We start from the raw sequence: 13,578 nt of genomic DNA on the forward strand, positions 1-13,578 counted from the left end.
CGACCCGCTTCCCGGGCGCCGTCTCTCGGCGCCTGATGCTTCCCTCCGGTAATCAGATTCCTGCTTACGCGCTCTCACTACAGAACCGAAAGACCCTTCCTACCTCCTCCTTCGGCGTTTGCGACTATCGAAAGCGGCACGCTGATTCATACTCAGCCCTGTGACAACGCTCACAGGAACGCGAGCAGGACGCTCGCATCATCAAGCGAAAAGGAATTCATGACATGAACAACGTAAAGACTTGCTTCACGCGCACAATCGCCGCCATCGCAATGATGGTCGCGGCAGCATCCGCTCAGGCGGCTTACCCCAATAAAATCCAGCTCAACATGGAAATGTGGAATCAGACAGGCATCGACCTCGCGCTGGTATGGTCCAGCTGGGCCAAACCCAATGCTGATTACACCGGTTACGGCTTTTCGGCTGACGCACCCACTGCATCTGTGTCCATCCCGCTGAAGAATCCTCGCAATGATTCTGCGAGCTTCCGCGTGAGCGGCGAAGGCAAGACCTGCGAGTTCACGGCAGCCCACTCGGTGACGTTCAGTTGGGTCTCGATCACACCGGCGCCGGAGAAGTCGGCAACGGGCAGGTCGCTCGGAACAGTACCGGCGGAATGCATCGCATCGGTGACCAAAGGGACGAACTCGATGCAGGCGTACTCCGTCAGATTTGTGATGAAGTAGCGTTGAAGCTGCAGCCCGGATCTTCCGGTTAAAGCGGCTGCCATTGAGTGCAAAAACAGAAAACCCCGCCTGGTTTGGCGGGGTTTTCTTTTACAGCTTTTTGAAGCAACCCAACGATCAGGCGAAAGTGGCTGCTTCGCTGTTCTGCACCAGATCCAGGCTGGCATCGCTCTGAGCACTGACACGCTGATAAAGCTGCGCATCGGTTTCCAGTGCCTTTTCGCGAGCCGGGAAGATCTCGTTCAGCTTGGTGGCCCACTCGGTGCGCGCCTTGTCCGGGAAGCAACGCTCGATCAGGTCCAGCATGATCGAAACGGTCACTGAAGCGCCCGGCGAGGCGCCCAACAGTGCGGCAAGGGAGCCGTCCTTCGCCGACACCAGCTCGGTACCGAACTGCAAAACGCCGCCTTTTTTCGGGTCCTTCTTGATGATCTGTACCCGTTGACCGGCCACTTCCAGGCGCCAGTCTTCGGCTTTGGCTTCCGGGTAGAAACGGCGCAGTGCATCGAGCCGCTGTTCCATCGACTGCCGCACTTCACTGATCAGGTACTTGGTCAGGTCCATGTTGTCGCGGGCCACTGCCAGCATCGGCGCGATGTTGGCTGCGCGGATCGACAGCGGCAGGTCCAGCAGCGAACCGTGCTTGAGGAACTTGGTGGTAAAGCCGGCGTAAGGTCCGAACAGCAGGGACTTCTTGCCGTCGACAACGCGGGTGTCCAGGTGTGGCACCGACATTGGTGGCGACCCCACTGCCGCCTGGCTGTACACCTTGGCCTGATGATGCTTCACCACTTCAGGGTTATCGCAACGCAGCCACTGGCCGCTCACCGGGAAGCCGCCGAAACCCTTGCCTTCCTCAATGCCGGACATCTGCAGCAATGGCAACGCCGCGCCGCCTGCGCCCAGGAACACGAATTTGGCGTCGATGTTGCGAGTCTCGCCGCTGTTCACGTCCTTGATGGTGACGGTCCAGCCGTCACCCTGGCGGCTCAGATCGGTGACGCGTTTGCAGTATTTGACCTGCGCATCGGGCGCGCTGGCCAAGTGCTTGAGCAGCATGTTGGTCAGGTTGCCGAAGTTGACGTCGGTGCCGTGCATGACTCGCGTCGCCGCGATAGGCTCATCGGCTGGACGGCCGGGCATCATCAGCGGCATCCACTCTGCCAGCTTGCTTTTGTCTTCGGTGTATTCCATCGAGGAAAAGGCGTGGTGCGGACGCAGTGCTTCGTAGCGTTTTTTCAGGTACGCCATGCCTTTTTCGCCCTGAACGAAACTCAGGTGCGGAACCGGCGTGATGAACGAGCGCGAGGAGCCGAACGTGCCTTTGCGAGCCAAGTAGGCCCAGAACTGTTTGGAGACTTCGAACTGGGTGTTGATGTGAATCGCTTTCTTGGTGTCGATCGAGCCGTCGGCCGCTTCCGGCGTGTAGTTCAGCTCGCACAGCCCGGCGTGGCCGGTACCTGCGTTGTTCCAGGGGTTGGAGCTCTCTGCAGCACCGGAATCCATTAGCTCGACGACTTCAACCTTGAGGCTCGGGTCCAGCTCTTTGAGCAGTACGGCGAGGGTGGCACTCATGATGCCTGCCCCGACCAGCACTACGTCGACTGCTTCGTTATGCGCCATTAACGCGTCTCCAAAATCTGCAGCACCAAATTGACGGCATGCGTTCCCGTGGTCAGTCGCCAGGTTCGGGCGGCGCGGTGTTCGCGCAGTGCCTCGTTCAACCTGGCCGGGATCGCCATGTCCGATTCTTCGCAATTTTTTGCATCTTCAGCGGACGCCACCGAACGAGCCTGGTTGATGCTTTTATAAGGCAAGCATGAACGCATTTTTCGGCCCGTACAGCCATTCGACTATCGTCAAGGCGTCCGGTTGTGCAACCAAATCCGTAGCGGACAGGCTTCAGGCTCTTTTGACGGAGACTGCGGTGCGGTCGGTCCTTTGCAAGGGGGCTGGGTCAGACGCTAACGGTGCATTTACAAACGCGAAACTATTCATTTGCTTGCCACACTCTTGTGAAGTTGTGAAAACCCGTTTTTTTTCACGCTCTTTTGGAGACGCGAACCTCAAAAAGGGCTGCGCGATGGCAGCTCTGCAGATCAGGTTCATACGCGATGTGAGGCAAGAACTGGCGAAGGACGTTCGGAGTAGTCGACGATCCGGCGTCTGCGCTGCGGCCACATCGGGCTGCACATGTCTGTGTGGAAGGCTCTCTGTGGGCGTTACGAAGGAGTCGATAATGGCTATCGACGATGCTGCGAGGCCCGATCAGGAGACGTCCTTATAATCGGGGGAAGATTATAGCGATGAAACGGGCAGAAATGATCCAGGAAAAATGACTTTTATTCGTCTTTTGGTCAGATGCTGAGCATATGCCGGGCGGTAATCGCCCGTGACCGGGAAGTCACGCGGGCGCTGGAGGGGAGTGGGCGCTGCAGCCAGCACAGGTTTGCTTCGTGGACTTCGACCCAGCCCTGACCACAGGGCGTTTCTGCGCAGTGCTTGAATGCCAGGCAAATGCCGTGCTGGTCCAGACGGGCATAGTGACGATGACGGCGGCGCAACGAGAACAACGACCAAAGAAAGTCCATGGCAGGACTCCTTGCTGGAGAGTTGAAAAAAGTATGGTCGGCAGGCATGACACCGCTGTGACGTTGCGATTGCGCAATTGTGTTGATTTTGATCCTGTGGACAACGTCGTCTGCCCGGAACCGGTGGGATGGCACTTTGTCGTATCTTTACCCTAGTGAGCGGCCTTGGGAGGTCGCTATACTGCGGCACATTTTGTGCCTTGGCCCATGGAGAAATGAGCATGTTGCGTCGCGTTCTGTTCGGTTTGCTTGCCGCTGGCAGTCTGACCCTGGCGGGCTGTGCCCACAGCCCGCAATCCCTTACCCCGGAACCCAAGCTGAACGCTCAACTGGCGCCGGTCGGCCACGGCCAGCAAGTGGTCGTGCGCGTGGTTGACGGTCGTCAGTCGCAGCAACTGGGCACTCGTGGTGGCCTGTACCCGGAAACCAGTTCGATCACCGTCAATGGTCAGCAGTTGCTGCCGCAGCTGCAGGCTCAGGCTGAAGCCGGCGTGCGGTTGCTGGGTTTCACGCCCGTGCAGAATGGTAATGGTCCGCAGCTGACCGTCACCCTGGCAGACCTGAAGTATCAATCGCCGAAAGAAGGCCTGTACGTCACCGAAGCCAACATCAGCTCTACGTTCCGCGCTGACGTTCAGAACGCCGGCCGTAACTACAGCGGTCGCTACGCGGCCTCACTGGATCAACGCTTCGGCATGGCGCCAAACGAAGAGACCAACACCAAGCTGATCAGCGACGTGCTCAGTGACGCACTGACCCGCCTGTTCCAGGATCAGACGATTGGCCGCACCCTCGGCCAGTAAGTTCAGCGCCTGATTCTGACGTACAAAAAAGCCCCGGTTTCGCGAGAAGCCGGGGCTTTTTGTTTGTTCAGCGGCGTCACCTGGGGCTCGCAGCGCGGGGGTCAAGCTGCCTGATAAAAGTCCAGAAAACTGAAACCGGTCTGCAGATCCACTTCCGGCAGATCGTTGTGCGCATGGCCGCCGAGCGCGCAGTACACCAGCCAGTGCCTGTCCTGAACGTTGAACGCCAGTGCGTCGATCAATGCTTCCTGTTCGTCGCTGGGGGCGATGAGGTAAAGGCGGTCCTGGTTGTGGGCGTGCAGCATGACGCTCTCCGTGGCGGTGGGTCGATTTGAGGTCCCACACAGTGCCCGGTTCAGGTGACGTTAAGGTGACAGCGACTAGTGTGAGCGACAGATCCAAACAGAGTCTGCGGCGCCCATTAATCCGGCGTCATCGAGGCACCATGTCGCTTATCCATCACGCCCCCGGTCTCGCCATCAACCTCTGCGCCTTGCTCGCCGCCGGCCCCGGCATCTGGCTGCTGCACACCACCCGTACTCGCGAGCAGCGGGAGATGGCCCATCTGCACCATCTCACCGAACAAGCCCCAATCGACGAACCCATGCACCTGATGGATGTGCCCACCTTGCGCATGATCCGCCTGAGCTATCGGTTCGGCACGGCGTGCCTCGCGTTCGCGCTGCTGTTGTCGTGGGTGAGCACCAAGCTGTGATCGCTTAAAAGGCCAGCGTCACCCTGGCGTTCAGGGTTTGATCCGACGCATCGCTGCTCACTTGTCCGTTGTAACTCAGCCCGACGCTCAGCGTGTCGCTCAAGCCCAGATCGACCCCCGCACCAAGCACTGCTGCGTTGCGGGCAATCGGTGCGCCGGAGAGATCGAAGGTGTCGCCGCCGCTGAAGGCCGCGCGGTTCTCTGGCGTCACGTCGCCGTAGGCACGACGCCAGCCCAGTGTCGCGTTGGGCTTGATCGCGACGCTGCCCGCATTCAAGCGAGTGGCGGCGCGCAGGCCGAGGGTGCTGAAGGTGATGTTGTTGTCCTGAGACTTGTTCTCCAGTCTGATCGCGTTGCTGTTTTCATCGAAGGAATCCGTGTCCAGTCGCACATGGGCGAGGTTGGCGAAGGGCTCAAGTTGCGCATTGCCCAGCTCGATGGCGTAACCCAGTTCGCCAAATACCTGATTGGTCGCCGCGTTGTAATCTTCCTTGAAGTGCTCGGAAGCACCGGGCAAGTCCAGCGTGCGCTTGGCTGTCAGCTCGTGCCAGGTGCGTACCGCGCCGAGGCGCAGGCCCAACTGGCCCCACTTGGCGCCGGCATAGACGCCCAGATGGTAGTTGTCGCTGTCGGTGGAGCCGGAGGCATGGCGCAGGTCGAAGCTGCTGTTGCTGAAACCGGCCATCGCGCCCACGCGCCAGGTGTCGTCGAGCGGCACGTCAGCGCCGAACAGCAAACCGCTGGTGTGCGTGTCGAGGCCCGACACATCACGGGTGCTGTCGGTTTTGCCGGTCGCACCGATGGCCTGAGTCCAAACCACGCCACGGGAGTCGTCACCGACGAGGGTTTGCGTCGTGCCGCGAAGTGCCGGTGCTGACTGCGCTTGCTGCAAGCGATCGTTCACGGCGTTGCGCACCAGACGGCTGTCTTCGATCAGCGCCGACTGCGTCGACGCATGCAGCTCGTTGGACAACGCCTTGAACGTGGCCTGTGCGGTCGACGTATCGTCCTGCACCACTTCACGCCAAAGCGCGTTGCCAGCGCCCGCGCTGTCCAGCCCTTGCGCGACGGCTCGGGCATTGCGGGTCGTCGCCAGGCTGGCGAAGGTCTGTGCGTTGCGGTCCAGGATCAGTCCGACATCGGTCGCCGTGTAATTCAGCGTCGGGGTGAGAAAAGCGAAGTTGGTTTGCACGTTGGCAAACGCACCGCTGACGCCACCGGCTGCCGAGAGAATCGAGTAACGGCTCGCGGCCAGCCAGTTACCGCCTTCAACCAGCGACAGCGTGCTGTTATTGAGGGTTGCACGGCCGCTGGCGACGATGCGGTCGGCATTGCCATTGGCGTCCGATTCGACCTGGTAGACCGAGCCCTGAGCAAGGTTTACATCACCGTTGACGTTCAGTTGCCCGACCGAATTACCCGGTGCAACCACGCCACCCCGAGCGACATTGATGCCCCCGACGGTGCCATTGCCACCCAGCGTTGCGCCTTGCTGCACGCTGACGATGGAGTTGCCCAGGTTACCGTTGACCGCCAGCCGGCCCGCTTGCACCGTCGTTGCACCGGACAGGCTGTTGTTGCCCGTCAGGTTCAGCGAGCCGACGCCACGTTTGATCAACGCACCGTTGCCCGTCAGGGTGTTGGCGAGGGTGTCGTTGGTCGACTGATCGACGACCAGCGTCGCGTTGTCGGTGATCGTCCCGCTGCCGAACGCCTTGGCATGGCCGGTCAGCACGCCACCGTTGATCACGGTGCCGCCCGAGTAAGTGTTATTGCCGGTCAGCATCAGATTGCCGCTGCCGTTTTTGATCAGCCCGCCGTTGCCGCTGATGTCGTTGCGCCAGGCGTCGATGGCGTTATAGCCGCCGAGGCTGGCGTCCATGTTGACCGTGACGTTGGAATTGAATGCCGCATAACCATCGCCCGCAGCGTACAGGTTCAGGCGGCCGTAGCCACCTGACTGATCGATCACCGCATAGCCTGAGGAGATTTCAGTGGTCGCCAGAATCTCGCGCCGCTGACTGGCGTCCAGGTAAGGGAAGCGGGTTTCCAGCAACACTTCGGCGTTGGTTGGCACCACGGCGGCCAGGTTGGTCGGGCCCACCGGATCGAAGCCGTAGGTCATGCGCGAGGTGAACAGCGCCTTGTCCTGAGCGTGTTGAGACGTGCGATCGGTGGCCGGGTCAATGCTCGCCATGCAGTTGTTGACGTCGCCGCCGCATTGCGTCGTGAAATAACTCAGTGCCTGAGCACGCGCATCGGTGCGCAGTTGGGCATTGGCCGGGTTGGAGAGGTTGTCGATGGCGAAGTACGTTGCGGTGATGCGTCCACCCATCACGTCGAACGGTGAGTGCATGCCGGCTTCAATGCGGTTGTCGCCAATTTCCGAGGCGCGCAGCATCAGTTCGCTGAAACGCTCGGGAATGGCGTAGGCCAGCGCATATGAAGACAAGTACGCGGCGTTGGTGTGGCCGCTGGGGAAACCCGAGTCGCTGGCCGGCGTGGTGCTTTCTGCCGGGCGCAGGGAGGGCGCCACCACGAAGGCCAGGCTCTGACCGTCCAGACTTTGCCGCCATGGGCGCGGATACAAATAGTGGGATTTGGCGGGCGTTGTCGAGGCGTCGTTGCGTACAGCGCCGACCAGATCGACGACTTTGCCCAGCGCCGAAGACGAACTGCCTGCGCCATTGCCTTTGTCGTCGTACTTGACGGTTTTGTTGCTGTCGTCGAACTGCGTGATGGTCGTGAAGGCGCCGGCACCTGCCTTGTAGGCAGCGCTCAACGAGCCGAGGCCGCTGATGGCGCTGTAGCTCTGGTCACGGCGGTCATCGAAGTAGGCGGCGGTTTCCTGGGCGAGGGTGCGGGCGTTGGCGCGGTCGACTACGATTTGCAGGTTACGCCGTAGCAGACTCTGACCCAGAGCTGTGGGTGTGCCCGTGTCCCAGGTCGCGCCGGTCGTCCATAAGGTATTGAATCCGGAAAGCAGGTCGACACCGTTGATGGTGTCGTCTCCCGCCCTGCTCGCGGCCTGAACCGACACGGCGAGCAATGAAAGTACCAGGGAAGACACCATTACATGGGCAACCGGTTTGCTGGATCGCATAGCGTACGCCTTCACTCATTTGGATAGCCGACGACCCTAGCAACCGTGTCTTACGCTTGAGTGTGTCAGCGGTGACACATTTGTGAAGGTGGCTCTCGCCAAATCAACGCAGGCGCACAACGAAAAACGGCGCCCTTATGGCGCCGTTTTTCGTGAAAGGGAAGGGGACATTAAAGCGGCAACCCGGCCTTCACCCGGTACTGATTGCGCACTGGCATGGCGTATTGCTGAATCAGAAACGGACGGTGCTCGGCAGGGCAGCCATTGAGTCGGCGCTGCCATTCCTCTTGAGCGCGTTCCAGTTCGTCTACCGGGAACACTTGAGCCGCGTTCGGCACTTGGAGCGCCGGCTCGGCGTTGGCCCATTGCGCGTACGCGAGGTAGTGCACCGGGAACAGCCGATAGCCGCCGAGAATCTGCCGGTCCATTTCGATGGCCAGCAGTTTGGTGTCCTCGAACAGCTTGGTGATCGGCGGGGCAAAGTTTACGTGCACGCGGCCTTTGTAGCCGGTGATTCCCAGCGCGATGCTGACGTCGTCCTCGCCCGGCACTTTGGTGTAACTGCCTGTGGTGGCGCGGATGTACAGCTCCCGCGCCTTGGCGTGATCGCACGGGTCGTATTCGTAGCTGATCGACACCGGCGTCAGGTTCAACGACTGAATGACTTCGCCAAACGGCTCGTCTTTACGGCTCATGTGGAACATCTTGAGGATGGCCGACTCGGTTCGGTCGTCGCCGTCTTTGGCGCGGCCTTCAGCCTGGGCGATCCAGATCGACTGGCAGTCATTGCGGATCGAATGATTGATGTACGCCGACAGCAACTGGTAAGCCGCCATCTTCTCGCGACGCCCGGTGATCGAGCGGTGCACGATGAAGCTCTTGTTCAGGCGCATCAGGTCGCTGACGAAGGGCTTTTGCAGCAGGTTGTCGCCAATGGCGATGCGCGGCGTTGGCAGGCCCGCGTGGTAGACCGCGTAATTGACGAAAGCCGGGTCCATCACGATGTCGCGGTGGTTGGCCAGAAACAGGTACGCAACCCCTGACTTGAACTGCTCGACGCCGGTGTAGGTCACACCGTCAGTGGCGCGTTCGATTGTGTGATCGACGTAATGCTCGACCTTGTCCTGCAGGGCCGCGACGGTGTCGATGCCGGCGAACTGGCGACGCAACTTGCGCGCGATGGCCGGTTGCAGAATCCAGCCGAGGGAGCCGGCCAGGCGCGGAAATCGGAAATGCGTGAGGATCGCGAGGAACGCCTTGTCACCCAGCAGCCGATCAAGTACGGCTTTTACTTCGGTGTCGTCGTACGGTCGGATGGCATCGAATTCGCCCATCATGCTCTCTTGTCGGAAACGGCTAAGGTAAAGGAGGTCGAGTCCGGTGCAGCAGCGAGTCACGACACCACAGGCTTGATGCCTGGGCGGCGGCCGCACAACAAGGCGGCTTCGCTCAAGGTGTCGACTCAGACTGATGCCCGGATGCTGAGGAATAAAGCTCGACCCGCAAACAAGTCGGCGATTATACGCAAAACTGGGCCCGGAGACTGCGATGCAGGAAATACAGGATTACGACTGCCCTTATTGTGGCGAACCGGTGGAGGCGGCGCTGGATCTGTCCGGCGGCGATCAGACTTACATTGAAGATTGCCCCGTCTGCTGCCGGCCGATCATCTTCAGCCTGCAAACCGATGGGGAAGAGTGGACGCTGGACGTCCGCAGCGAGAACGAGTGATGCGCAAGATTTATGAGCCCGAACACCTGATGGAAGGTGAGCTGCTGCAGGCCATGCTCGCCAGCGAAGGCATCGAGTCCCACATCACCGGGCGTCATTTACTGGGCGCCGTTGGGGATTTGCCGGCGTTCGGGTTGTTGGGCCTGACGGTCGAGGATGACCAGGCCGAGCGGGCGCGTCTGTTGATCACCGAGTACAATGCCGCCCTTCCGCTGCCCGGTGACGAGCCGGACAGCTATCCCGATGTGTTGCTGTGCTGAATCCGGTTCGCGCGCGCCTCATTCGCTTTCAAAAAGAGTTGTGCTGAACCCATGTGTGGACGTTATGCGCTGTTTCGTTGGTCGCCTGCCTTTGCGGCCCTGCCCGGATTTCCGAGCGACCAGCAAGCGCAGTGGAATATTTCTCCTGCCGCTTCTGTCTTGATGGTTCAGGCAGCGCCGGGCGAGGTCGAGGAGGGCGCCGAGCGCGGACGCGAAGTGGCGCGGGCACGTTGGGGGCTGACGCCGCCCTGGCTTACCGACATGTCGCGCACGCCGGCCCATGCTCGCGCTGAAACCGTAGCGGAGCAGCCGATGTTCAAGCAGGCGTTTCGTGAGCGACGTTGCCTGCTGCCGGCCAACGGCTTTTATGAGTGGCGTGGCAGCGTGCGCAAGCGGCCGTTCTGGCTCACGCCGGCCGAAGGATCGACGCTGTATTTCGCGGCGATCTGGGAGGCCTATCCCGTTGAAGGCCACATCTACCTGAGCGTTGCTGTGGTCACGCAGTCGGCCATGAGCCAGCGTCGACCGTTGATTCTCGACGAAGAAGGGCAGCGCGCCTGGCTTGATCCGGACTGCCCGCTGATCACCTTGCAGGCCATGCTCGCCGCCCCGCAGATGCAACTGCGCGAACGGCCTTTGGCCAATCTGGTGAACGATCCGAAGCTCAACGCGCCGGAATGCCTGACGCCGTTGTAGTGCTGTCTCACGGTGTGAATCGCGATCCCGTATTTCTTTCCTGTTACACAGCCGCGTTTTCCTGCGCCTTTTCACATGGCAGACGGCTGGCATCTGGTGCTCGGCCCGCGTATTGCCTAGGATGGCGCGATTGTTTCAATGGAGATACGAAATGCGCAGGATTTTTGCTCTTTGTGGCGTAACGGCAGCGTTGCTGGTGGCCGGGTGTCAGGCGGTCAATACCACCACCGGCGATTCGGTGGGTGTCGAGCGCAAACAATACATGTTCAGCATGCTGTCGACGGACGAAGTCAACAAGATGTACGCCCAGTCCTATCAGCAGACGGTCAGCGAAGCCACGTCCAAAGGCGTGCTCGACAACAGCAGCGCCGAGGGCAAGCGCGTCCAGGCCATCGCCAAGCGTCTGATTGCCCAGGCACCGAAATTGCGGCCCGACGCGGCGCAGTGGCAGTGGGATGTGAACCTGATCAAAAGCGATGAGCTGAACGCCAACTGCGGTCCCGGCGGCAAGATCATCGTTTACAGCGGCCTGATCGATACGCTCAAGCTTAGCGATGACGAACTGGCGGCGGTCATGGGCCACGAAATTGCGCACGCCTTGCGCGAACACGGCCGTGAAGCCATGTCCAAGGCCTACGGTGTGCAGATGGCGAAGCAGGGCGCCGGTGCATTGTTGGGGTTGGGGCAGGACAGTCTGGCGCTGGCCGACACCGTGGTCGATTACAGCCTGACGCTGCCGAACAGCCGCGCCAATGAAAACGAAGCGGACTTGCTGGGCCTCGAGCTGGCTGCTCGCGCCGGTTACAACCCGAATGCCGCGATCACGCTGTGGCAGAAGATGGAAGCCCAAGGCGGCGCGTCGCAGCCGGAGTTCATGAGCACCCACCCGGCTTCGTCCAACCGGATCGCCTCGCTGCAGGCGGCGATTCCGAAAGTGATGCCGTTGTATCAGCAGGCGCCGAAGGGTTGATCAGCGCCTGATCCCGGTAGCAGACACGGTCATGTGGGAGCGAGCTTGCTCGCGAAGAGGTCGGGACATCCGCTGCATCTTCAGCGACTGGAATGCCGTCTTCGTGAGCGAGCTCACTCCTACAGGGGGCTGGTGTCTGCGGCTACGCCCAGCCGCTGATCTGCATCGCCTTGTACACCGCAACGATCGCCAGAATGAAGAACGCCCCTGCTGCCAGACGACGAATCAGCGTCAGTGGCAGTTTCTCCGCAGCAAAATTCCCCGCCAGCACCACCGGCACATTGGCCAGCAACATGCCCAGCGTCGTGCCGAGGATCACCAGCCACAAGCTTGGGTATTGCGCCGCCAGCATGACGGTCGCGATCTGCGTCTTGTCGCCGATTTCCGCGATGAAGAACGCGATCAGCGTGGTCAGGAAGGGGCCGAACTTGCGACTGGTGCTGGCTTCGTCGTCGTCCAGCTTGTCCGGAACCAGCGTCCACAGCGCCGTAGCGGTAAAGCTGGCGGCCAGGATCCAGTGCAGAACGGCGTCGGAGAGATAGCTGCTGAACCATGCGCCAACGGCACCGGCCGCAGCATGGTTGGCCAGCGTGGCTGCGACAATCCCGGCGATGATGGGCCAGGGTTTGCGGAAGCGAGCGGCAAGAACGAGCGCGAGGAGTTGGGTCTTGTCACCGATTTCAGCCAGTGCGACGACAGCGGTGGGGACCAACAGGGATTCCAGCATCAGGGTTTTCCTAAGGGGCGGGTCAACACGGCTATGACACGTACAACCTCCCCGCCCCGGGTCAGGATGTTCGTGTCATAGGTCTTGTCAAACCACCGATCCGTCTGAGCGGATCTGGGGTCGCACGCACCATGGTCTGAGGACCAAGTATGTTGATGCGTGCCGGACGAGCATGGCGCTCGTGGGAGACTACTCCCCTAGGACGGTGCGGATTCTGCCTACACGTCTCGTGTTCGGCAAGCGCTAATTATCACGCACGTTTCGCACGGTAAACCCGGAAACCCTGGCCCTCGGCCATGGTTGCGCACGGCCCCAGATGCGACTCGATGATCGGCTGGTAGCGCAGGAAGCTGTTTGCAACCAGGCGCAGTTCGCCTCCTTTTCTCAGATGTTCTCGTGCTTTTTTCAGCAGATTTTCAGTCGCGGCGTAATCAGTGTGGACGCCGGTATGGAACGGTGGATTGGTCAGAATCACGTCCAGATCGCTCGGTGCGGCGTCGATTCCGTTACCCGTCAGCACGTCGGCTTCAATGCCATTGGCGGCGAGGGTTAGACGGCTGCTGGCGGTGGCGAACGCATCGACATCCAGCATGGTCACGCGGGTTTCGGGGTAGCGGCGTTTGACCGCTGCGCCGAGAACGCCCGCGCCGCAGCCGAAATCGAGCAAATGGCCGGCGGGAAGTCGATCAATGTTTTCCAGCAACAGGGCCGAACCCCGGTCCAGACGGCCGTGGCTGAACACGCCCGGCAGACTCACCACCTTCAACGCGCCGCCTTCGATTTCGATGTCGAAACGTTTGGCCAGGCTGTCGAGCTCGACGGCTTGCGGAGGCGTTTCGACGGTGACTTGCCAGAGCTGGCAATGCCGGGCGCTGTCGAGTTTGCGCGTACGCCCGAACGGGCTTAGCTGGCGGGCGGCGGCTTCGATGCCACCGCGCTTTTCACCGACCAGAAACAGCTCACGTCCGGCCAGGCGGGAAGCGAGGGCGTTAATGAGGTAATCAGCGAGGTCGCGGGCCTTGGGCAAAAACAGTACGGCTGCTTCAAAGGGTTGGGCCGGTGCTTCGGTGCCGAAGTGCACGCGCTCGGGGAATCGTGTGCCGAGGGTGTCGAAGTCGCCAGCGTGCCAGCTCCAGCCGCGCGCGTTGGGCAGCTTGCTCAGCAAGTCGTCGGCAGGGAGGCCGGTCAGCAGCAAGGAACCCTGAAACAAATCGGCCTGTCGGAGTAACACTTCACTGCGCGGGTCCATCATCGGCTCCTTGAAAAAAAGGGCGAAGTCTAACAGGCCTGCCACGC

The 13,578-nt window shown here is 60.9% G+C and carries 15 protein-coding genes and 1 riboswitch; of the genes, 7 read left to right on the forward strand and 8 right to left on the reverse strand.

Going from position 1 to position 13,578, the window contains the following annotated elements; translation table 11 throughout:
- Positions 1-224: 224 nt before the first annotated feature.
- Entirely contained in the window at positions 225-686 is a 462-nt protein-coding gene (locus tag AC07RO_RS00270) for a hypothetical protein (RefSeq protein WP_192174932.1), read from the forward strand.
- A 117-nt stretch (positions 687-803) separates the two neighbouring features.
- Here AC07RO_RS00270 and mqo read toward each other — a convergent pair whose 3' ends face one another.
- The 3 genes from mqo to AC07RO_RS00285 form a co-directional block, all read right to left on the reverse strand.
- Complete coding sequence (gene mqo, locus AC07RO_RS00275; protein ID WP_192174931.1) at positions 804-2,309, reverse strand: malate dehydrogenase (quinone); 1,506 nt, start codon at positions 2,307-2,309, stop codon at positions 804-806.
- Entirely contained in the window at positions 2,309-2,503 is a 195-nt protein-coding gene (locus tag AC07RO_RS00280; protein ID WP_133771915.1) for a hypothetical protein, read from the reverse strand. The genes mqo and AC07RO_RS00280 overlap by 1 nt, the downstream gene beginning before the upstream one ends.
- A 540-nt stretch (positions 2,504-3,043) precedes the next feature.
- Positions 3,044-3,277, reverse strand: coding sequence for a hypothetical protein (locus AC07RO_RS00285; RefSeq protein WP_346626974.1), 234 nt, complete (start codon positions 3,275-3,277; stop codon positions 3,044-3,046).
- Positions 3,278-3,498: 221 nt separating this feature from the next.
- Between AC07RO_RS00285 and AC07RO_RS00290 the strand changes: the two genes are divergently transcribed.
- Entirely contained in the window at positions 3,499-4,080 is a 582-nt protein-coding gene (locus AC07RO_RS00290; protein WP_192174929.1) for a YajG family lipoprotein, read from the forward strand.
- Positions 4,081-4,181: 101 nt separating this feature from the next.
- Here AC07RO_RS00290 and AC07RO_RS00295 read toward each other — a convergent pair whose 3' ends face one another.
- Entirely contained in the window at positions 4,182-4,385 is a 204-nt protein-coding gene (locus AC07RO_RS00295; RefSeq protein WP_065991803.1) for a hypothetical protein, read from the reverse strand.
- Between the two features lie 140 nt (positions 4,386-4,525).
- Between AC07RO_RS00295 and AC07RO_RS00300 the strand changes: the two genes are divergently transcribed.
- Positions 4,526-4,795 (forward strand): hypothetical protein, encoded by a 270-nt coding sequence (locus AC07RO_RS00300; protein ID WP_172609708.1) that lies wholly within the window; start codon positions 4,526-4,528, stop codon positions 4,793-4,795.
- Between the two features lie 4 nt (positions 4,796-4,799).
- Here the strand turns inward: AC07RO_RS00300 and AC07RO_RS00305 are convergent, their stop codons facing one another.
- Together AC07RO_RS00305 and AC07RO_RS00310 are read right to left on the reverse strand one after the other, a co-directional pair.
- Positions 4,800-7,898 (reverse strand): autotransporter domain-containing protein, encoded by a 3,099-nt coding sequence (locus tag AC07RO_RS00305; protein ID WP_495085017.1) that lies wholly within the window; start codon positions 7,896-7,898, stop codon positions 4,800-4,802.
- Positions 7,899-8,068: 170 nt separating this feature from the next.
- On the reverse strand, positions 8,069-9,232 hold the full coding sequence (locus AC07RO_RS00310) for a 1-acyl-sn-glycerol-3-phosphate acyltransferase (protein WP_495085018.1): 1,164 nt from the start codon (positions 9,230-9,232) through the stop codon (positions 8,069-8,071).
- 214 nt (positions 9,233-9,446) lie between these two features.
- On the opposite strand from AC07RO_RS00310, the gene AC07RO_RS00315 reads away from it, so the two are divergent.
- The 4 genes from AC07RO_RS00315 (at position 9,447) to AC07RO_RS00330 (ending at position 11,555) form a co-directional block, all read left to right on the forward strand.
- Positions 9,447-9,629 carry a CPXCG motif-containing cysteine-rich protein gene (locus AC07RO_RS00315; protein ID WP_192174926.1) on the forward strand — a complete coding sequence of 61 codons (183 nt, stop codon included), beginning with the start codon at positions 9,447-9,449 and terminating at the stop codon, positions 9,627-9,629.
- Positions 9,629-9,889: a putative signal transducing protein gene (locus tag AC07RO_RS00320; protein ID WP_495085019.1), complete on the forward strand. Its 261-nt coding sequence runs from the start codon at positions 9,629-9,631 to the stop codon at positions 9,887-9,889. Before AC07RO_RS00315 ends, AC07RO_RS00320 begins: the two co-directional genes overlap by 1 nt.
- A 51-nt stretch (positions 9,890-9,940) precedes the next feature.
- The gene (locus AC07RO_RS00325) at positions 9,941-10,585 is read left to right on the forward strand and encodes an SOS response-associated peptidase (protein ID WP_495085020.1); all 645 of its coding nucleotides are present in this window, start codon (positions 9,941-9,943) and stop codon (positions 10,583-10,585) included.
- 151 nt (positions 10,586-10,736) lie between these two features.
- Positions 10,737-11,555 carry a M48 family metallopeptidase gene (locus tag AC07RO_RS00330; protein ID WP_192174923.1) on the forward strand — a complete coding sequence of 273 codons (819 nt, stop codon included), beginning with the start codon at positions 10,737-10,739 and terminating at the stop codon, positions 11,553-11,555.
- Positions 11,556-11,697: 142 nt separating this feature from the next.
- Here AC07RO_RS00330 and AC07RO_RS00335 read toward each other — a convergent pair whose 3' ends face one another.
- Both AC07RO_RS00335 and AC07RO_RS00340 read right to left on the reverse strand, forming a co-directional pair.
- Positions 11,698-12,282, reverse strand: coding sequence for a TMEM165/GDT1 family protein (locus tag AC07RO_RS00335; protein WP_495085021.1), 585 nt, complete (start codon positions 12,280-12,282; stop codon positions 11,698-11,700).
- 89 nt (positions 12,283-12,371) lie between these two features.
- Positions 12,372-12,492, reverse strand: a riboswitch (yybP-ykoY riboswitch).
- 40 nt (positions 12,493-12,532) lie between these two features.
- Positions 12,533-13,531: a methyltransferase gene (locus AC07RO_RS00340; RefSeq protein ID WP_495085022.1), complete on the reverse strand. Its 999-nt coding sequence runs from the start codon at positions 13,529-13,531 to the stop codon at positions 12,533-12,535.
- Between the last annotated feature and the right edge of the window lie 47 nt (positions 13,532-13,578).

The organism is Pseudomonas sp. GW821-FHT07F05 (assembly GCF_059418765.1).